Genomic DNA, 18,971 nt, shown 5'->3' with positions numbered 1-18,971 from the left:
AAGTACCCGCCCCTCTTTATAAGACCTTGATTGTTATTGGATAAATATATGGCTGATCGGGCTCGCTGATCGATTCCCATTCAGTCACTTTAAGGAGCGGCAGCATTGTACCATTATATTCAGCCATTTCAATTGTTCCTTTTGCTTTTATCCAGCTGTCAGCTTCCAGCCCGGAGGCTTCTTGGAATTGTGATAAAAAGCCGACAATGCTTGCGTCTGCCACACAATGGGAAACAAGGAACCGTGAGATGACAAGCTGGTCCTCGTTAAAGCCTTCTTCTTTATAGACAAATCCCTTCAGCTCGATCTCTTTTCCTACAAAGCTGTCCAGATCTTCATGCATGCTCTCATAATAGGCGGCATACACATCATCGTTCAAAAGGATGCTATTGCTTTTAGCCAGTCTTTTTTTGTACGCGGTGTATTCATCATTTGTCATGACAGGCTGATTCTCCAGGTTTGGATCCGGTTCGTTTTCGTCTATAGTGTCACCCTGTTTAGCCTCAAGCTGGTCCTTTGCTGCTTCTTTCTGGTCAGTCTGATTCTCCTCTGTTGCCGCTTTATTCTGGTCAGCCTTCTGCTTTCCATGCGATAAAATGGCCATTCCCCCTTTTTTATCCGCAATTGATGCGTCCAGCACCTTGGGCGGCAGGAGGAAGCCCGTAATCAAGGGAAAGATGATGATGCTGTAGGATAGCAGCTTTTTGGCTGTAAACGGGGAGGTTCCGTGATCATGATGGTGCCCGCAGTCATGGTCTCCATCATCATGTTGGCAGCATTCCATTTCACCATCATGGTGATGATGATGCTTTTTTTCCTTTTGTCCCCATATGCGTGTGATTTGAATAAAAAACAGGACGAGAAAAATAACAGATGCAATTTGGCTCAAGCTCTCATATTTAGGGTTGATATATTTGCTGATCTCTCCTGTATAATGCAGTTTGAAAATTAAAGCTGAAAAGATAAGCAGTATTAATGCCCTCAATCCCTGCTGATAGTGTATGACCATTTATTCTCCCTCCCTTACCATAAGCCTTGTACAATGAGTAAAGTTGCAAAAACGGCTGCTGCTACAATCAGCAGTACGGATAAGACAAATCTTTTCCGGAAGACGCTCAGCATCATCAGAGTGTTTTTTAAATCAATCATAGGACCGAAAATCAGGAAGCCCAAAACAGAGGCAGAAGGGAAGATGCTGCCGAATGACGCTCCGATGAATGCATCGGCCTCCGAGCATAAAGAAAGAATGAAAGCAAGGCCCATCATCACCAGCAGAGAAGCGACAGGGCCGCTCCCTGCCTCGAGCAGTGTTCTTGCAGGCAAGTATACCTGGACGAAAGAAGCCAGAAAAGCCCCCAGTATTAAATATTTTGCCATATCAAAGAACTCATCAATAGAATGTGTCAGCATCGACCAAAGCCTGTCCATAAAGGGAGCTTTGCTCATTGATTGCGGGGACTCTGTATGAAGACCTTTTTTAAATTGATTGCCTTTAAAGAAAAGGCTGACTGCAAAAGCGGATGCCAGTGCAATGACAAAACCCAGCCCCATCCTTAGACCGGCCACCTTCGCATCATTGCCAAATGCCATATATGTAGAAGCAATAACTATCGGATTGATAAGGGGTCCGGTGAGCATAAAGCCAATTCCCGCATAAATCGGCACACCTTTGCCAACGAGCCTTCGAATAATTGGAACAATGCCGCACTCACATGCTGGAAAAAGGGCTCCCGCCGTACAGCTCATCAGAATTGCCAAATACTTATTCTTCGGTATCCATTTTTTAATATGGTCCTCAGTAACAAAAATCTGTATAAACCCGGCTATAAGAACGCCGATCAATACAAATGGAAGCGCCTCTATCAAAATACTGATAAAGATCGTATTCAAATTGAGCAATGATGAGGGAAGCTCCACTGATTCTTGGAAGCTGACAATCAAAAAGATAAACAAACCTGCTGAAACAGCGATAATCAGACCTGTCAAATCGCCCATATTGCTTTTTATTATTCGATCCATATAAACCTCCTAAATAACAGCACCCGGGGTAATAAAATTGAAGTAAACGTAATAATTACGCTTTACATTCTAAGCTAACTATATGTGTTTGTCCATGGGAATATACCTGTCCAATTTGTAGCAGTTTAGGAGGCTGGAATACCTGTTTATTCAGGGGAAGAGATGCGTCAATCGTCCCAGGAAGATCTCTTAGGGGATAAAATTAGGGGAGCGCAGGCACAAAGAACGTTAGAGAACCTTACCAGGAGTGGGGATTGCATAAGTTTAAAAGTTGTGGTTTAATTATTAAATCGTAATTATTACGTTTTATTCCCAGGCTATAGTTTGCGTTGTAGTTGCTAATAAAACTGAATAGTTGCTAATAAATTGGAAAAGTTGCTAATAAAAGAAAAAAGTTGCTAGTAAACTGGAAAAGTTGCTAATAAAAGATGAAACTTGCTAATAAACACAGAAAGCTGAGGCAGAATTTTACATAAATCACATCAGCCAAGCGCTTTTTTCAAGGAGGATTCAAAAGATGAAAGAATGGGTCATTGTCGGCGGGGGAATACAAGGTGTTACACTTGCTGGATTCTTGCTGAGAAATAAAAAAGTATCCTTAGAAGGACTGTCCATTATTGATCCGCATCATGAGCCGCTATCCAATTGGAAGCATTGCACAGCTGCCATTTCAATGCCTTACTTAAGATCGCCTTCTGTGCATCATATCGACGAAGGGCCTTTCAGCCTGCAGAAATTTGCAGGTGAGACCAAACAAAGGGGGGCATTCTACGGCAGATATAAGAGACCTTCATTGAAATTATTCAATGAGCATTGCCAGCATGTTATCCAGGATACGGTAATGAAGAAATCATGGATGCAGGGCAGGGTAAAAGAAGCAATGGAGACAAATGGTGGATGGCGTTTGGCCCTTCAGGATGGACGAACAATTGAGACAAAAAATCTTGCCATTAGCATTGGGATTGGAGAACAGCCCTTCATACCTGATTGGGCCCTCAGTCTTAAAGAAGAGGGCTGTCCATCCATTTATCATATCTTCGAAAAAGGCATGCCGGTTCTTGAACACCTTCAAGGTCCCATAACGATCCTTGGCGGCGGGATATCAGCGGCACATTTGGCCATAAGCTTAAGCACACAGTATCCTGGCCAAGTAACATTGCTGAAGCGCCATCCTTACCGGGTGCATGATTTTGACAGTGATCCAGGCTGGCTCGGTCCAAGAAAACAATTTGGCTTCTGCAAGCTTAAATCTTGGAATGAAAAGCGCCGGCAGATTATAAAAGCAAGGAATAAGGGGTCCCTTCCATTTGAACTTCTGGCAAAAATCAAGCATTTGGCTAAAGAGGATCTGCTTCACCTTATTGATGGCCATGTTGATCGGGCTGAATGGAGCGGAGGGGGTATTTCTATGTTCAATGAAAAAGGGGAGCTCATCCATCAGACTGGGACTATTGTTCTGGCCACCGGCTTTCGGGCCTGCCTTCCGGGAAAAGAATGGCTTACCCCCTTTATTGAGAAGCATAGCCTGCCTTGTGCAAAGTGCGGTTATCCTATCGTTGGCCATTCACTCCAATGGTCTCGAGGACTTTATGTTACAGGAGCACTGGCCGAGCTGGAGATAGGGCCGATTGCCCGCAATATCTAAGGGGCACGACAGGCAGCAGAAAGAATTACAAGCAGCTTATTATAAGTTTTAAATCGTAATGAATACGTTTAAAAGGAGAGATTTTAATGAGTATAAAGAAAATACCTGTTACTGTCTTGAGCGGCTATCTTGGTTCAGGAAAAACAACTTTGCTCAATCACATCCTGGCAAATCGTAATGGCTTGAAAGTAGCTGTGATTGTCAATGATATGAGTGAAGTGAATATCGATGCCGCAATGGTAAAGCAGGGCGGCTTTTCAAGGACAGATGAAAAGCTGGTTGAAATGCAGAATGGCTGCATCTGCTGCACGCTGCGCGAAGACTTAATGATAGAGGTTGAGAAGCTTGCGTCCAAAGGCGACATTGATTATATAGTGATTGAATCAACAGGAATCAGTGAGCCGGTCCCGGTTGCTCAAACCTTTTCTTTTGCTGACGAAGATCTAGGAATTAATCTGTCCTCCATCTGCAGGCTGGATACAATGGTGACAGTTGTAGATGCTTACCGGTTTTGGCAGGACTTTTCATCTGGAGAAAGCCTTCTGGACAGGCAGGTGGCGGCAGGGGAGTCAGATGAACGCGAAGTGGTGGACCTGCTGATCGATCAGATTGAATTTGCCAATGTAATCTTGGTGAACAAAATCGACTTGACCGAAAGGAAGGCTGCTGAAAAACTTATAGCAGTCCTCCGCAAGCTCAATCCCGGAGCAGATATCATTGAAACAATACAGGGTGAAGTGCCGCTGGACCGCGTGCTGAATACAAATCTTTTTGACTTGGAAAAAGCCGGACAAAATGCAGGCTGGATTAAAGAGCTCAATCAAGAGCATATACCGGAAACCGAGGAATATGGGATTTCTTCCTTCGTCTATAAAAGAAGAAGGCCGTTTCATCCTGGCAGGTTTATGCAATGGCTTGAACGATGGCCTGCTGAGATTGTCAGATCAAAGGGCTTCATTTGGGTTGCAGGCAGGGAAGATACTGCCGGCCTTCTTTCTCAGGCTGGACCGTCGCTTATACTGCAAGGGGCGGGTGCATGGATCGCTTCGCTTCCTGAAGCCGAACGGGAACAAATTCTGTCAGAAGATCCCGAGCTTAAGGAAAGCTGGGATGAAACAACAGGAGACCGGCAGACAGAGCTGGTCATGATCGGCATAAAAATGGACCGCCGGGCTATTGAGGAATCGCTCGATGTTTGCCTAATTAGAAAAGAAGAGGCTGAAGAGGACTGGAAGACTTTTGAGGACCCTTTGCCTGCCTTCTAAGATTAATAGAATGCCGATTGTTATATGGCTAAGTAAGGACTTTTATCATTGCATATAGAAATCATGAAAGTAACCGCACTTTTCCTTCATAAATATAATGAAGAAAAGGGGATATTATGATGAAACAAGCATTGTTGGCAGGTATGGTCCTGGCAGCCCTTGCGGCGGCTGGTTCATTTGCGGCAGGTGACTGGAATCTTTTATTGATGCTGAGCGGGACTATGTCTATAGCCTCCATTTTAATTAGCGGGTTATTGTTTGGTATTTTCGTCAGCGGGGAACAAAACAGGGCAAATTTTCATACAGAGAGCAAGAATGATAGAAAGAAGCGGCAAAAAATAGGAGGCGGTGTTCTGCTGTTCGGCCTCCCGAATATGACAGCAGTATTAGTTTATTATCTTGTGTCCGGAGGGGGATAAATCTATGGAAGAACTTGAATTTGCGATCAAACTTAGAGGATTCTGCTGGAAAGCCTTGCGGGAACATCTTCAGATGAAAGCATCATGCTGTACAGGAAAGTGATTGCCTTTTATGCCGATAAGCTTGATACAGTTTGGAAGTAAGGACCCATCCACGGGTCCTTTTTTATATCTATGAAGTGCCGGAGCAGAAACACAAATCATGAAACTTACTGCTTCTTCTTTCGTCTAATCTATTATAGCGGTGAGAAAGCAAGGATTTTATGAAAAAAAGACTGATGGCTGCTTGCGTGATAGTGGCCATTGGAATGCAGTCAATGATGGAAGATTAAAGGGAGTATATATAATGAAAATAGAGACCTATAAAAAAGGGTTCAGCGGATTCAGGTCATACATCAAGAGCGGCGGGCGGTACATCCAGCTGCAATACAGTCTTATAAGCGGAAAGACCGCAAAAAAATTTGAAATATAGCATCCAGACAAGACGCATGCAATACATACGGTTTATCTACAAGCGAATAGAGATGGGGACTGCAGTATATTTAATATAGTGCAAATCCCATTCGACAGCAGCATGAGCAGTCAGAAATGAGAGGAAAGGTTTAATTATGAGAAGAAAACTAGGAGCAATCGCAGGCTTTTTTATCCTGGGGTCACAGCTGTATATACTATTTTTATGGATGGCAGACTGGGAAAGGCTGACGACTGTGCCAGGGTTAGTGCAATGGGGGGCAGCTATCGTTCTGGGCCTTTTGGTAACACTCATTTACCACCAGCTCAGGGAGCCTGAAAAATATATTATGATAAGTAAAAACATTTTATTCAGCAGTACGATCATGACCATACTGCTGGCTGTATTGGCATGTGTCATTGAGCTCATATCAGGCTCTATGCCTTAATAGATTGGGGGAAAACGAGATGCCGGAGATCCAACATAGAATATTGATCAGGAAAGATAGACATGAAATTTATCGGGTTTTGACTACTGCAGAAGGCTGGAACAGCTGGTTTACCGATGAGACTGTACTGAATCTGAACTCGGATGGCACAGGTGACATCCGCTTGAAATGGAAAAGTTTTGGTCCAGAAAAACTTGTGCTTGAGGATGGAGGGAAGATTCTTCATTCCGAGCCGGGCCGGAGATTCACTTTTCAATGGACTCCCGGAGATAGTACGACTGCGGTGTCGTTTACACTGGAGCCTGCTAATAAAGGTACGCTTGTCAGTGTTCACGAGACGGGATATACCTCTTCCCGCAAAGACTTGCAGGCCTGCGTAAATTGTGCAGCCGGCTGGGGAGAGGCACTCGTCCTCCTTAAGCTTTATGTAGAGCATGCTCTTGTCTGCAAGCAGGATTTAGGCTGAATATTGGAATTGACATCCTTAATCGGGACACCCTAACGGCAGGAGGGATTTCCATGAGATTAAGGATTTTTTTATGCTTTCTGGCCATTTTTGCAAGCATGCCTATTTCCAGCCAGGCTGAAGGGGGAATAAAGGCAGCTTTTATAAGAGACGGAAATTTGTGGATTGCTGAGGGGAAAAAAGAAAACCGTTTGACCGAAGCAGGACAGGCATCGGATCCAAAATGGTCATATGATGGAAGGTTCATTGCTTATCTGGCTGCAGAAGGTGATCAGCGTTATCTGTTTGTGTATGATTTACAGAAGAACCGGAGCTATCAGCCTTATAAAACAATCGAGACCTATCACTTTGAATGGTCCCCGGATGCCAATACAATCGCTTACACTTCCAGTGGAGTTCTTAATATCACAAAAACTAAAAACGGTATACCTATGGGCTTTGAAAATGTCTCTTTAGGTGTAAGTGATTTTACATGGATGCCGGATGGCAAGGGCTTCATCGCCTCGTCACAAGCAGAGCTGCTGCCCACTGGATGGGGGCCGGTTAGGCTGTTCAAAATAAAGAAAGATGCCGGACTGAACCCCCAAAAAATAAAGCCATTTTATACAATAAAAACGGACCCGGACAAACTGTTTGCGATTGATGCAAATCATTTCAAGTGGAGCACAGACCGGAAGTGGATAAGCTTTCTTGGAGTCCCGACCGCATCATGGTCGGCCGACAGCAACACGCTCATGGTATTGTCTGCGGGAGGTACCCGGTTCCAGATTATCGGAAAGATGCTGAACCAGCCGGATTGGTTTAAATGGTCCCCGAAGGAAAATAAAATCGCGTATATTTCTGGTGAAGGCAGGTTTTTTGTACAGGATAAAAGGACGTCGGTAGCAGATATTCCAATTTCAGCCGGCCAAAAGGATTATACGCCAGAAGGCTATGTAGATATTGACCTCGCGTGGCTGACCGTAGACGAGGTGATCTCAGCCCGGGCAAGGGAAAATAAAGAATGGAAGGAAGGGCCGGTCCCGGAGCTGTATTCAAAGCTATACAGCATCAATATCAAATCAGGCATCCAGAAGCAAATTACATTCCCTAAACCAGGCAGCATGGATATCAAGCCTCAAGTAACAGGGAGCTATTTAACATGGATGCGAAAAGAAAGCGGCGGAACGCAGGGAGATATCTGGATCAAAGAGGGGGCAGGCGGCAAAGCAAAGGTATGGCTTGAAAGAGTGGACGACGCACCGGTATTTTACAACAGCAAGTAGAGGAAAGCCCATTCGCTGAGGATGGGCTTAAATTATTTGATTGGATGCAATCTAAGCCAGGGTTGAAAAAAAGCAATATGAATAGAGGCTAATCAATACATGAGATGATAAAAAAGCAGTCCCTCATGCATCGGATAGAGGCTAATCAATACATGAGATGATAAAAAAGCAGTCCCTCATGCATCGGATAGAGGCTAATCAATACATGAGGAGGTAAAAAAGCAGTCCCTCATGCATAGAATAGAGGCTAATCAATACATGAGGAGATAAAAAAGCAGTCCCTCATGCATAGAATAGAGGCTGATCAATACATGAGATGATAAAAAAGCAGTCCCTCATGCATAGAATAGAGGCTTATCAACACATGAGGGGATAAAAAAGCAGGCCCTCATGCCTAGAATAGAGGCTTATCAACACATGAGATGATAAAAAAGCAGTCCCTCATGCATAGAATAGAGGTTAATTAACACATAAGGGTATTTAAAAGCAGGTCCCAGTGCATCTAAACAATAAAAAAGGAGTCACTCACATCGAATAAAAGCAAATCAATACTTGCATTGCAATTTAAGCAGCGGCCACGCCCCGACTGAATTCCCCAATTTGTTTATGAAAAGCCCCCCAATAACTTTCAAATTACTCCCTTGTTACAGCAATCCTCCCTATCTTTTTCCTTCCAAAAAACCAAATTTTATTATTCTAATTGTTACAACATTATGGATAAATGACAACTATCGTTTACATTATGACAATAATCCTTTACTCTTAAGATGACATAGGGAGGGGAAATTTACCATGTTAAAAAATTCCGTTCGTGAAATGAGGGCGAGGTTCCGTTTCACACAGCAGGATCTGGCAGATAAGATCGGTGTTTCACGGCAGACGATCGGGCTGATTGAAAAGGGCGATTACGCTCCGTCCATCACACTCGCATTGAAGATATCCTCTGTGTTTGGAGTCCCGGTCGAACAGATATTTCATTTAGAAGGGGAAGAATGACCATGCTAAAAGCTATTCTTCAATCTCCACTTTTTAATTGCCTGCTGATCCTGGGCCTTGGGATCATAATGATTGGCAATTATTATACTGACGATGTTCCTGGGTGGATGAATATTGATCCGCTGTTTCTCGGCATTCCGATTCTCATCCTTGTTGCTTCCATACCTGTCTACAACAAGCTGAACCCTGGCAGCAAGGTGAAACCGCAGATTATCCCAATGGAGTTGAGAGAGGATGACGAAGGGCAGCAGTGGATCACCTATAAGGCAACCAGAAAGGTATATATCTTTTTTGCTTCCTTTATACCGATTGCGATTGCCCTGACCGCATTTTTAAACCATATTCCTTACTTCCCAGTCATGCTTCTTGCCGGGATGGGCATTGTGCAATACTTGATTTTTTGGCTGGAGCTGAGAAGACACCGATAAAGGGGTAGCTTACATGGATAAACAGATGCTGATTTCACTTTCTATTCTGGCTGTATTGCTCGAGGCTCTTCTGATTTTTGTTTTTATCAAATATAAACAGGGAAAGATTGATCACAATCCATTTGGAGCGATGGTGTTGAAAGAAGGAAAGATCCTGTATTATAGTGTCTTCCAATGGGGAAAAAGGAAGCCTGTAAATCAGGCAGCTGTTTTTCCATTATTGAAAGGCTCCAATTATTTTTGGCTGTTCCTCGCTCTTTTGCACGAACAGATTCTTGAAATGATTGTTTTCCATATCTACTTGAGAAATGAGGAGCCAGCCCTTGCTTACACTATTTCAGCGGTCCATATTTATAGCATCATTTATATGATCGGCGATTATAACTGGCTCCGCAATACACCCATTACAGTCAAAAATAACAGGGTTGATATGAAAATTGGGGCGAGAAGGGAATTGTCCTTTCATATCAGCGAGATTGATAGAATACAGAAAGCATCCCTTCAGTATAACAAAAGCGGAGGGATCATTTACGAAAACGGCGTCTTTCATGCAACCGCTTTCCCGAGAGTGCTGACCAGGATATTCGGAATGGGGGATGAGCTGAGGCATGAAATAATCTTTAAGCAGCCTGTTACGGCAATAGGTTATTTTGGATTAAAGAAAGAAGTGAAGAAAGCCTTCATTTATATCGAACAATCAGACGAACTGGCTGAGCTGCTGAAGCTGAAAATGGAGGAATGCTCAGATGAAGAAGCGGAAATCCAGGTTCAATCCAAAAGAGAGCCGCTTGTTAACTGGAGGATGTATTTCCTGCTTCTTGGCATCAATCTGGCAGGTGCATTGGCATTAGCTCCTTATGCTATTGCCAGGGAAGGGTTCCATAAGGAAATGGGGGTGTCGGCAGGAGCTTTTACGCTGATATTTGCTGGCCAGACCTTAATAGAGGCTGGCATTCTAATCCTGCTGGCTCTGCTGATGGCAAGAACGGCAGCTGTTAAAATTCCCATGCTGGAATCTTTTATCAGACGTTCGGGAAATTGGAAGAAGCATGCAAAGGATGCAGGAAAGGCAGTCTTTTATGGAGTTTTGACAGGTATTGTGATTTGTATCACAAGCTATTTTATATCGAAGCCGCTCGGTATTGATAACTCCAGCATAAACGAACCGGATTGGAAGCTGGGTCTTCTGGGCTCTTTCGGAGCGGGTACCACAGAAGAAACGATGTTCCGCTTGTTCTTTGTCACGCTGCTTCTCTGGTTAACGGCGAAGATTAAGAAAAAGAAGCCAGGGAAGACTGCCATTTGGGTCAGCATCTTCAGCGCAGCACTCTTATTTGGCGCTCTGCATTTTGGAGTCGCTGCTTCAGCTTTCGACATGACTCTTGGCCTTATTTTTGGAATGCTCCTTATAAATGGAATAGGGGGTGTAGTGTTCGGAGCATTATTCGTGTATGCAGGGCTGGAATATGCAATGATCGCCCATATCTTTGCTGATATTGTCATACATGTCGCTGCCCCGCAATTTATTTGAGAGGTTAATAGTCTCTGGTGCCTCATTGCTTCATTCTTTCCCGCATTGCAGGCACCTTTTGTCTTCATCAAATTCTCCGTACATGCGGAGCTATTTTTCTGTCCCGCATGAGACGCATTGTTCAAAATAAATTTGCGGCAGTACCCCGCTCTCAGCCAAAGGGACCCACTCATTTTCATATAGCTTCCTTGTCATGCCATAATCAATGAATACAAGCAGCTTCTCTCCATTAAAACCATAATTGCTGCTGTCTTTAATATCAAAAGAGTCGAATTCAGCATCAAGAATCCGCAATGCTTTTTCATAATCGGAAGGGAGGAAGGCTCTGTCTGAATCTTTATCAATCTCGTAAGACTGATTATTGATCAAGGGGACGGGCTGATAATATCTTTGCACAGAAACAGACTGATCAGCATAGAAAGCTTCAGCAAACAGGCTGCCCAATCCTTCAGCTTTCATAAATTGATAAATTTCCATCTCTTTTAAAGATTGCTTGAACCCGAGTGGATGGAGATTCACTTTGATGGCATATTCCTTATGCAGGTACACCTTTCTTGTAGAACCGATTCCTATAAAATTTTCCTCGGTGCAATATTTCCGCCAATTTTCCTCAATGTGCATAGGAATAAAATTTACCTCAATTTAATAATCGTTATTTAAAGATTTCTTCTAAGGACAGTTTTAAGCCTGAATGGGAGAGTTTGTAAGTATTGCTTCGGGAGTTCTTGTCCTGGAAGCTGTACACAGTTATATAATCACTTTCAAATACCGTAAGAGCCAGCCTTTTGCCGCTTTTCGAGGAGATCGTCAGCCAATAGCTATCTTCATCTGATAGTTGAGCAAAATTATTTTTATTCATTTTCAAACCGGTAAAGTTCTCCATTAAGCGTTGGATATCTTGTCTGCCAGTCAAATATTTCCGCTCATCCTTCCAGCCGCTGATAATTTCGATCGATTCAATATCGGAGATTAATATATCCTCTTTGGCAAGAACTACATAAAATTTTTCCTCGCCAAATGAAAAGCTGACTATGAAGTAAAGAAGAACAAAGGCAGCAGGGATACAAAACAAAAGCAAATTCTTCCTCAATCTTTCACCTCCAGCAAATATGACTATATCTTACCATTAAATGGATTAGCAGGGTATTACCTTTGGCACTGAGATAAGTGGAACATCTACAATTTTTTAATAAGATTTTAGGAATATCTTTCTATTCCTGGGTATATATATTTGAGTCTATTTCATTTTCTGTCCAAAGCATGGCTGAAACTTTTTGGGCTGTTTATACGTATAATATATGTGAGCTTTTTGTGAACAAGCCGGGTTTGGATCGGTTTCCAGTTCATTTTTGCACAGAAACATGGTACACTTACACATTATGTTGTGCTTCAATCGCAATGTAAGGGCCAAAGATGTTAAACGGGAAATGGCTTCCCCTGTGCAAGATTTCGATTTTGCAATAGAAAGAGGGTATTATACTTGAAGAAAACAAACTATATGAATGCGAATATACTAACTAAATTTGCAGGCTTTTATGCATTGGCGGTCCTGATGCTGTGGATTAAGACTTACACAGTACAGGCCCATGAATTCAGCCTTGGAATTGATAACGTCCTGCAGCAATTCCTGCTTGTGCTGAATCCGCTTGGATCAGCGATGCTGTTCCTCGGAATCGCTTTTTTCTTTAAAGGGCGGAAGAAATACTTTGCATTAATCGGAATCGACTTGCTCATGTCATTCCTCCTGTATGCAAATGTGCTTTTTTACAGGTTTTTTAATGACTTCCTGACCTTGCCGACATTGACTCAGACGCAAAACTTCGGCGATGTGAGCGGAAGTGTGACATCCCTGCTGCAGCCGCATGATATCCTTTATTTTGCTGATCTTCTGCTTCTGGCTGTATTGCTGGCAAGCCGTTTTGTAAAAATGGATATGGCTGCTGTACCGCGCAGGAAAGCAGCTGCATTGATGTTCCTGTCCCTGGCTATTTCCAGCTTCAATCTGGGACTGGCTGAGTCAGACCGACCGCAGCTGCTGACGCGGGGATTTGACCGCAACTATATTGTCAAATATCTCGGAATGTACAATTATACGATCTATGATGCTGTTCAAAGTACAAAATCAACTGCACAGAGGGCCTTTGCCGACAGCAATGATGTGACAGAAGTCATCAACTTTACTAAATCAAACCATGCCAAACCGAATGAAAAGTATTTCGGAGCCGGGGAAGGGATGAATGTCATTTATCTTCACCTTGAGTCTATACAGAATTTCCTGATTGACTATAAGCTGCATGGCGAAGAAGTAACACCATTCCTGAACTCACTCACAAGTGAGCAGAATACGATGTACTTCGATAATTTCTACCACCAGACTGCACAGGGGAAAACGGCCGATGCGGAGTTCATGCTTGAAAATTCCCTTTACGGTCTGCCTCAGGGATCCGCTTTTACAACAAAGGGGACGAACACGTATCAGGCTGCACCTGCCATTCTGGGCCAGCATGGGTATACATCCGCTGCTTTCCACGGCAACTCCGGCAGCTTCTGGAACAGGGATGAAATTTACAAATCCTTTGGCTTTGATCATTTCTTTGACTCAAGCTATTATGATATGACTGCCCCTCAGGCAGAATACGGCCTGATGGATAAACCGTTCTTTGAGCAGTCGATGGACAATTTACTATCACTGAAGCAGCCTTTCTATACAAAGTTCATTACGGTAACACACCATTATCCTTATAAGATGGATCAGGCTGAAGCTACGATTGCCCCTCACACAACCGGGGATAAATCAGTCGATAATTACTTCCAGACCGCCCGTTATGCAGATGAGGCGCTGGAGCAGTTTTTCGAGGATCTGAAGGAAGCAGGCCTTTACGATAATTCCATTATTATTATGTACGGAGACCATTACGGAATATCCGAAAACCATAATAAGGCAATGGAAGAGGTGCTTGGACATGAAGTCGATGACTTTGTCAGCCAAGGATTGCAGAGGGTGCCTCTGTTCATCCGTGTGCCTGGCATGGAGGGCGGCGTCAATCATGAATATGGCGGCCAGATCGATTTGCTGCCAACCGTACTTCACTTGCTTGGAATAGAGAATAAAGACAATATCCAGTTTGGAACAGACCTTTTGTCAGATGAGCATGATGATATTGTTCCTTTCCGAAATGGAGATTTTGCCAGCCCTGAGATTACTTCGACAGGCGGAAAGTTCTATGATTCCAAGACGGGCGAGCTGCTGGACGAAAGCAGGCTTGAAGAGGCGGAAAAATACAAGCTGAATGTAGAGCAGAAGCTTAAGCTTTCAGACAAAGTTGTAAATGGAGACCTTCTCAGATTTTACACACCGGAAGGGTTTGAACCGGTGGACCGCTCGAAATATCAATACAAGCTGAATGAAGATACTGCGGGAAAAGAAGCAGATGAAGAAAATATAGAAGAAGAAACAAGCACAGAAAAAATGGCTGAAGACAAAACAGAAGAAGAAAATTCAAGCAAGGCTGAGTAGCAGGAAAGGCTGTCCTTAAAAGGGCAGCCTTTTTCATTTAGCAATAAAAACTGGCAGAATAGCAGGAACTTTTACCTCTGAAGGATCGCAATAAGGATATGGACTCAATTTGTAGGTCTGCTATATGAATTCATGATTCTCCTGGCAATTAGCAGCAGGCTATATTTGAAAAAAAGCAGGAGGCAGAGTCTAATGTTTCTGTTGACAGCGGCAGCAGGTGCAGACATAAATTACTGGGCATAAAGGTATCATGTTTGGAAAGGAAAGTTTATGCGATATAAAGAGTTAATGGAGATGAAGGATATCGAGATTTCTTTTGAACAAATCTCAGAGCATAGAACGGAAGGAGCTAAGCTGCGCATTTCCGTTCTTATAAGAAAAAATGCCACAGACCTGCTGATCTATCCCCATCCTGAAAGCAGGGCCATCAGTACAGAGATTGAGCTTCGAAATTATGTTACTTATTCTGTAGCTCTTGATTATTTTACGAGTTGGAATGGTGAAGAAGTGTTTGAGGGAGAAGCCTTTAGGATTTATTCCGAGTCAGCGCTGCTGGATTTTGAAAAGAAAGAATATGCTTATCAGAAAGTATCAGAAGGAAGAGAGCTATAGCATTATTCTATTGCATGTTTTGAGCATCACGTTCACGTGTTTTCCTTTCATGAGCCTGTGATAAGAATTATATAAATACACCCCTGCAAGGATGCGTATGCAGGGGACATTGTCTATTAAACAGTAATTTCCTCGGTGACTTTATAGTCTTCTCCGTCCTGCTGTGTCATCCAGACTTCAAGCGTGTACGTTCCCGGGGCAAGCTTCAGCTGGCTGAGGTTGATATCGTAATTCAGCTCTTCAGCAGGCTTCAAGACTTCTTTTCCCTCAGCCTGGAGGAAGAATGCCGCACTTGAGAACAGAAACACTTCTGCTCCGTTCTTATCTTTTACAGAATAGTCGAAACGCTGGGAAGTGGGGAATTTCATTTCAATTTCCTTTTCTGTCTGGTTTTTGATGGTGTAAATATAATTCAATGAGCTTTGTTTTTGCAGCTCAGGTTCTACATTGCCTGCAATAATGCCGCTCCCTCCTCCGTTTGTATTATTTTCCGATCCGCTGCCCGATTCATTCTTTTCTATGCTCGTGCCGCACCCTGTTAGAACAAGGGCAAGCACCAGGATCCACTTATACATTATGATCACCTTTCTTTGCTGCCAGGATTCCTTTTCCCTTTATATATACTGGCGTAAACAAGGGAAAGAAAGTTACAGGCAATAAAGGGAAATGAAGCATAAGCTTTGGTATTTCTTTAATGTTCTGATATCTTTTTCAAAAGGAGGTTTTTTTATGAATTTCGATCATGCCCTTTTAGGGGAAAAATATTTCAGCCTGGACGCCGCCCAGGTGGACAAAAGTCCAGATGAACTGGTGATTGCCGATCCTGAAGAATCAGGGTTTTATATCATCAGCAGGGAAAGCTATGAAGAAGGACCCCAGCTGGCAGGCTATAAAATACTTATTTCTGAAGGGGAATAGCCGCAGCGGGTTTTCCGTACATAATAAATAGAAGTATTTTTTCAGAAGGAGTGACGGGTATGACAGCATACACTTCCAGGCAGGATGTGCCTGTTGAAGAAACATGGAATCTTGAGGATATTTATAAAGATGAAAAGCTGTGGGAGCAGGATTTCGAGAAAGTCGGGAAAATGGCTGAAAAGCTTAAAGAGTTTGACGGCAATATTAATGATGCACGAGACCTTTACCAATATCTAAAGCTAAGTGAAGAGCTTTCGTATACATTTACACATGTATATGCTTACAGCATGTTTAAGGCGGATCAGGATACGAGGGATACGGCTGCCCAAGCCCTGCAGGACCGCGTCAAACAGCTTGGGGTAAAAGTCGGGGCAGCCACTTCATTTTTCATGCCATATCTTCTCAGCCTTGATGAAGAAACGCTTAAAGGGTATATCGCAGAAGAAGACGGGCTGAAATATTTCGAAGAAGACCTGCTCGAATCTTTTCGCTATAAAACCCATGTGCTGACGAAAGAGCAGGAAGAAATTCTTTCACAGCTTGGAGAAGCTCTCTCATCTCCAAGCAATACGTATGGCATGATCAATAATGCCGATATCAAGTTCGGGATGGTTACAAAAGACGATGGCAAGAAGGTCCGCCTTACGCGGGGCATGTACAGCAAGCTGATTGAAGATGAAGACCGCGAAAAGCGGAAGGAGGCTTACAAAGCTTATTACAAGCCATATGTCGAACTTAAAAATACAATTGCGTCGACCCTTTCTGCTGCGATAAAGAACAATGTATCGACATCCAAGCTTCGCCGCTATCCTTCTGCTTTGGAAAAAGGGCTTTTCGGGGATAATGTCCCAAAAGAAGTTTATGAAAACCTGATCCAATCTGCAAAGGATAATATTGCGCCAATGCACGAATACAACAGGCTGAGAAAAGAAAAACTCAAGCTTGATGAGCTTCATCAGTATGACTTGAGTGTCCCTCTTGTAAGCGGGGTGAAACAGGAAATTCCGTATGAAGAGGCTTATGAGATTATGCTGAAGGCTTTGGCACCGCTTGGCGAGGACTATGTCGAGACATTGAAGGACTTTAAAAATGCGCGCTATCTCGATGTCCGCGAAACCCCAGGGAAAAGGTCCGGCGCTTATAATATGGGTGTCTACGGTGTTCATCCGTATATACTCCTGAACCACCAGGATGATTTGAACAGCTTGTTCACGCTGGCGCATGAGTGCGGCCATGGGGTGCACAGCAAGCTGAGCAGCCAGCATCAGCCGCAGATATCAGCCCGCTACAGCATTTTCGTTGCTGAAGTGGCATCAACGGTCAATGAAGTGCTCTTGATCAACTATCTGCTCGATAACGAGAAAGATGAGAATGTGCGCAAGCATTTACTCAATCACTTTATCGATAAGTTCAAGGGAACCTTCTTTACACAGGTTATGTTTGCAGAGTTTGAGAAGATCACACATGAATATGCAGAGCAGGGCAAGCCCCTCAATGTGGAAGTTTTCAACGGAATCTATGAAAAGCTCTTCCGTGAATACAATGGCGAAGAACTGGTCTTTGATGAAGAGGTGAAATATGGCTGGTCCCGTATTCCGCATTTTTACCGCCCGTTTTATGTGTATAAATATGCCACCGGATTTGCTTCAGCCATCCATCTTGCCACCAGGATACTTGAAGGCAATAAAGAGACGCTTGAGTCTTACATTGAGTTCCTGAAGAGCGGAAGCAGCGATTACCCGCTTGAATTGCTTAAGAGGACGGGAGTGGATCTTACTTCACCAGAGCCTATTGAAAATTCAATGAAGAAGTTTGGCGAGCTTGTGGAGGAATTGGAGAAGACTCTTTAGGGAAAAATGTGCTTATAAAGTTGATTATTAAAGGTACAGATTAAGTTCGTCCTAAATTCATAACTATGGATGAACCAGGGAAAAATACTTCCATCAATAAGATGGAGGTATTTTTTTGGAAAAACAGCATATTCGGTTGACTTCATCAGAAACTGGCGGATTATGGACAAATTTTATATCAGACAGCATGTTCAGGTGTGTATATAAATATTTTATTGCTTGTGCAGAGGATAGTGAAACAAGGACAATTTTGAGACAAGCCCTCGACTTAGCTGAACAGCATATCAGAGTGACATCAAGTATTTTTCAAGAAGAAGGTCACTCGGTGCCGGCCGGCTTTACAGATAATGATGTCCACCCCGGGGCACCGAGACTGTTTTCTGATGATTTTTTTCTGTTTTATACAGAGCAAATGACTAAAGGGGCCCTGGTGACTTATGGAGCCATCCTGCCTTTAACATACCGGAACGACATCAGAGAGCATTTTATGTCGTGTATATCTTCAACAATGGAATTGATGAATGAAACAAAAAATCTGCTTTTGTCCAAAGGCCTTGAAGTACGGTCGCCTTATATTCCTCCTCTTGCAGAATCAGAGATGGTAAAGGATGCTCATTTCCTTGCAGGCTGGCTCGGTAAGCAGAGACCGCTCACAGCCATTGAAATTACACATCTATTTGCCAATATACAGACCAATTATTTTGGCGGAGCGCTTGTTACAGGATTTGCACAATGCATTAAAAATGAAGAAGTGAAGCAGTATTTTGTGCGGGGAAAGGAAATCTCGAAAAAACATACAAGAATATTCAGCAGATATCTGCAGGAAAATGATCTGCCTGCCCCGGTCACATGGGATGCTGAAATAACGGACAGTAAGGTTCCTCCTTTTTCTGACAAATTAATGATGTTCCAGTTGAACATGATGTCCGCTGCTGGAATAGGAAATTATGGAACAGCAATGGCTGCCAGCCCAAGAAGAGATATTGCGGCCGATTATAGCCGTCTTTTTGCTGAAATTGGTCTATATGCCGAGGACGGAGCCCAGATCCTTATTAAGCATGATTGGATGGAAAGACCTCCTCACGCAGCTGATCGGGATAAGCTGATAAAATAATGTCTGGACTGAGCTGCACAGCAGCTC

19 protein-coding genes are annotated in these 18,971 nt (G+C 43.3%); 14 read left to right on the top strand and 5 right to left on the bottom strand.

Going from position 1 to position 18,971, the window contains the following annotated elements; translation table 11 throughout:
- Nucleotides 1-16 precede the first annotated feature (16 nt).
- Nucleotides 17-1,009 carry a TIGR03943 family putative permease subunit gene (locus tag LCM00_RS03090; RefSeq protein ID WP_224897741.1) on the bottom strand — a complete coding sequence of 331 codons (993 nt, stop codon included), beginning with the start codon at nucleotides 1,007-1,009 and terminating at the stop codon, nucleotides 17-19.
- Between the two features lie 14 nt (nucleotides 1,010-1,023).
- Nucleotides 1,024-2,019 carry a permease gene (locus LCM00_RS03085; RefSeq protein ID WP_224897739.1) on the bottom strand — a complete coding sequence of 332 codons (996 nt, stop codon included), beginning with the start codon at nucleotides 2,017-2,019 and terminating at the stop codon, nucleotides 1,024-1,026.
- Between the two features lie 517 nt (nucleotides 2,020-2,536).
- Between LCM00_RS03085 and LCM00_RS03080 the strand changes: the two genes are divergently transcribed.
- From LCM00_RS03080 to LCM00_RS03040, 9 genes are all read left to right on the top strand, one after another.
- The gene (locus LCM00_RS03080; RefSeq protein WP_224897737.1) at nucleotides 2,537-3,664 is read left to right on the top strand and encodes an FAD/NAD(P)-binding protein; all 1,128 of its coding nucleotides are present in this window, start codon (nucleotides 2,537-2,539) and stop codon (nucleotides 3,662-3,664) included.
- 86 nt (nucleotides 3,665-3,750) lie between these two features.
- Nucleotides 3,751-4,929, top strand: a complete 1,179-nt coding sequence (locus LCM00_RS03075; protein WP_263623215.1) for a GTP-binding protein — start codon at nucleotides 3,751-3,753, stop codon at nucleotides 4,927-4,929.
- 119 nt (nucleotides 4,930-5,048) lie between these two features.
- Nucleotides 5,049-5,348 (top strand): DUF5316 domain-containing protein, encoded by a 300-nt coding sequence (locus LCM00_RS03070; protein WP_224897734.1) that lies wholly within the window; start codon nucleotides 5,049-5,051, stop codon nucleotides 5,346-5,348.
- Between the two features lie 608 nt (nucleotides 5,349-5,956).
- Complete coding sequence (locus tag LCM00_RS03065; RefSeq protein WP_224897732.1) at nucleotides 5,957-6,247, top strand: hypothetical protein; 291 nt, start codon at nucleotides 5,957-5,959, stop codon at nucleotides 6,245-6,247.
- Nucleotides 6,248-6,266: 19 nt separating this feature from the next.
- Nucleotides 6,267-6,713, top strand: a complete 447-nt coding sequence (locus tag LCM00_RS03060) for an SRPBCC family protein (protein WP_224897730.1) — start codon at nucleotides 6,267-6,269, stop codon at nucleotides 6,711-6,713.
- Nucleotides 6,714-6,766: 53 nt separating this feature from the next.
- Nucleotides 6,767-7,978: a TolB-like translocation protein gene (locus LCM00_RS03055; RefSeq protein WP_224897728.1), complete on the top strand. Its 1,212-nt coding sequence runs from the start codon at nucleotides 6,767-6,769 to the stop codon at nucleotides 7,976-7,978.
- A gap of 792 nt (nucleotides 7,979-8,770) precedes the next feature.
- Entirely contained in the window at nucleotides 8,771-8,974 is a 204-nt protein-coding gene (locus LCM00_RS03050; protein ID WP_101548104.1) for a helix-turn-helix transcriptional regulator, read from the top strand.
- 2 nt (nucleotides 8,975-8,976) lie between these two features.
- Nucleotides 8,977-9,402: a hypothetical protein gene (locus LCM00_RS03045; RefSeq protein ID WP_224897726.1), complete on the top strand. Its 426-nt coding sequence runs from the start codon at nucleotides 8,977-8,979 to the stop codon at nucleotides 9,400-9,402.
- A 13-nt stretch (nucleotides 9,403-9,415) separates the two neighbouring features.
- Nucleotides 9,416-10,933, top strand: a complete 1,518-nt coding sequence (locus tag LCM00_RS03040) for a CPBP family intramembrane glutamic endopeptidase (RefSeq protein WP_224897724.1) — start codon at nucleotides 9,416-9,418, stop codon at nucleotides 10,931-10,933.
- Nucleotides 10,934-11,023: 90 nt separating this feature from the next.
- Here LCM00_RS03040 and LCM00_RS03035 read toward each other — a convergent pair whose 3' ends face one another.
- Both LCM00_RS03035 and LCM00_RS03030 read right to left on the bottom strand, forming a co-directional pair.
- A complete protein-coding gene (locus LCM00_RS03035; RefSeq protein WP_224897722.1) occupies nucleotides 11,024-11,482 on the bottom strand; it encodes a protein kinase in 459 nt (152 codons plus the stop codon).
- 103 nt (nucleotides 11,483-11,585) lie between these two features.
- Nucleotides 11,586-12,023 (bottom strand): hypothetical protein, encoded by a 438-nt coding sequence (locus LCM00_RS03030; protein WP_224897720.1) that lies wholly within the window; start codon nucleotides 12,021-12,023, stop codon nucleotides 11,586-11,588.
- Between the two features lie 408 nt (nucleotides 12,024-12,431).
- Between LCM00_RS03030 and LCM00_RS03025 the strand changes: the two genes are divergently transcribed.
- Nucleotides 12,432-14,450: an LTA synthase family protein gene (locus LCM00_RS03025; RefSeq protein ID WP_224898156.1), complete on the top strand. Its 2,019-nt coding sequence runs from the start codon at nucleotides 12,432-12,434 to the stop codon at nucleotides 14,448-14,450.
- A 288-nt stretch (nucleotides 14,451-14,738) separates the two neighbouring features.
- On the top strand, nucleotides 14,739-15,062 hold the full coding sequence (locus LCM00_RS03020) for a hypothetical protein (protein ID WP_224897718.1): 324 nt from the start codon (nucleotides 14,739-14,741) through the stop codon (nucleotides 15,060-15,062).
- 116 nt (nucleotides 15,063-15,178) lie between these two features.
- Here LCM00_RS03020 and LCM00_RS03015 read toward each other — a convergent pair whose 3' ends face one another.
- Nucleotides 15,179-15,637 carry a BsuPI-related putative proteinase inhibitor gene (locus tag LCM00_RS03015; RefSeq protein ID WP_224897716.1) on the bottom strand — a complete coding sequence of 153 codons (459 nt, stop codon included), beginning with the start codon at nucleotides 15,635-15,637 and terminating at the stop codon, nucleotides 15,179-15,181.
- Nucleotides 15,638-15,791: 154 nt separating this feature from the next.
- Between LCM00_RS03015 and LCM00_RS03010 the strand changes: the two genes are divergently transcribed.
- The 3 genes from LCM00_RS03010 to LCM00_RS03000 all read left to right on the top strand — a co-directional run bounded on the left by LCM00_RS03010 (nucleotide 15,792) and on the right by LCM00_RS03000 (nucleotide 18,944).
- A complete protein-coding gene (locus LCM00_RS03010) occupies nucleotides 15,792-15,980 on the top strand; it encodes a hypothetical protein (RefSeq protein ID WP_009793387.1) in 189 nt (62 codons plus the stop codon).
- Between the two features lie 59 nt (nucleotides 15,981-16,039).
- Nucleotides 16,040-17,830, top strand: coding sequence for an oligoendopeptidase F (gene pepF / locus LCM00_RS03005; RefSeq protein ID WP_224897714.1), 1,791 nt, complete (start codon nucleotides 16,040-16,042; stop codon nucleotides 17,828-17,830).
- Between the two features lie 115 nt (nucleotides 17,831-17,945).
- Nucleotides 17,946-18,944: a DUF3231 family protein gene (locus LCM00_RS03000; RefSeq protein WP_224897712.1), complete on the top strand. Its 999-nt coding sequence runs from the start codon at nucleotides 17,946-17,948 to the stop codon at nucleotides 18,942-18,944.
- Nucleotides 18,945-18,971 lie beyond the last annotated feature (27 nt).

Origin of the sequence: Bacillus infantis, assembly GCF_020171945.1 — a bacterium.
Lineage (GTDB): Bacteria > Bacillota > Bacilli > Bacillales > Cytobacillaceae > Bacillus_AB > Bacillus_AB infantis_A.
Note: the sequence above shows the minus strand (reverse complement) of the source record. Positions and strands in the feature narration are given on the sequence as shown.

Excerpts from the sequence above, each read along its gene's own strand:
- LCM00_RS03090 (WP_224897741.1), bottom strand. The coding sequence starts at position 1,009 with ATGGTCATACACTATCAGCAGGGATTGAGGGCATTAATACTGCTTATC.
- pepF (WP_224897714.1), top strand. The coding sequence starts at position 16,040 with ATGACAGCATACACTTCCAGGCAGGATGTGCCTGTTGAAGAAACATGG.
- LCM00_RS03060 (WP_224897730.1), top strand. The coding sequence starts at position 6,267 with ATGCCGGAGATCCAACATAGAATATTGATCAGGAAAGATAGACATGAA.
- LCM00_RS03080 (WP_224897737.1), top strand. The coding sequence starts at position 2,537 with ATGAAAGAATGGGTCATTGTCGGCGGGGGAATACAAGGTGTTACACTT.
- LCM00_RS03020 (WP_224897718.1), top strand. The coding sequence starts at position 14,739 with ATGGAGATGAAGGATATCGAGATTTCTTTTGAACAAATCTCAGAGCAT.
- LCM00_RS03055 (WP_224897728.1), top strand. The coding sequence starts at position 6,767 with ATGAGATTAAGGATTTTTTTATGCTTTCTGGCCATTTTTGCAAGCATG.
- LCM00_RS03050 (WP_101548104.1), top strand. The coding sequence starts at position 8,771 with ATGTTAAAAAATTCCGTTCGTGAAATGAGGGCGAGGTTCCGTTTCACA.
- LCM00_RS03040 (WP_224897724.1), top strand. The coding sequence starts at position 9,416 with ATGGATAAACAGATGCTGATTTCACTTTCTATTCTGGCTGTATTGCTC.
- LCM00_RS03070 (WP_224897734.1), top strand. The coding sequence starts at position 5,049 with ATGAAACAAGCATTGTTGGCAGGTATGGTCCTGGCAGCCCTTGCGGCG.
- LCM00_RS03085 (WP_224897739.1), bottom strand. The coding sequence starts at position 2,019 with ATGGATCGAATAATAAAAAGCAATATGGGCGATTTGACAGGTCTGATT.
- LCM00_RS03065 (WP_224897732.1), top strand. The coding sequence starts at position 5,957 with ATGAGAAGAAAACTAGGAGCAATCGCAGGCTTTTTTATCCTGGGGTCA.
- LCM00_RS03075 (WP_263623215.1), top strand. The coding sequence starts at position 3,751 with ATGAGTATAAAGAAAATACCTGTTACTGTCTTGAGCGGCTATCTTGGT.
- LCM00_RS03015 (WP_224897716.1), bottom strand. The coding sequence starts at position 15,637 with ATGTATAAGTGGATCCTGGTGCTTGCCCTTGTTCTAACAGGGTGCGGC.
- LCM00_RS03045 (WP_224897726.1), top strand. The coding sequence starts at position 8,977 with ATGCTAAAAGCTATTCTTCAATCTCCACTTTTTAATTGCCTGCTGATC.
- LCM00_RS03025 (WP_224898156.1), top strand. The coding sequence starts at position 12,432 with ATGAATGCGAATATACTAACTAAATTTGCAGGCTTTTATGCATTGGCG.
- LCM00_RS03010 (WP_009793387.1), top strand. The coding sequence starts at position 15,792 with ATGAATTTCGATCATGCCCTTTTAGGGGAAAAATATTTCAGCCTGGAC.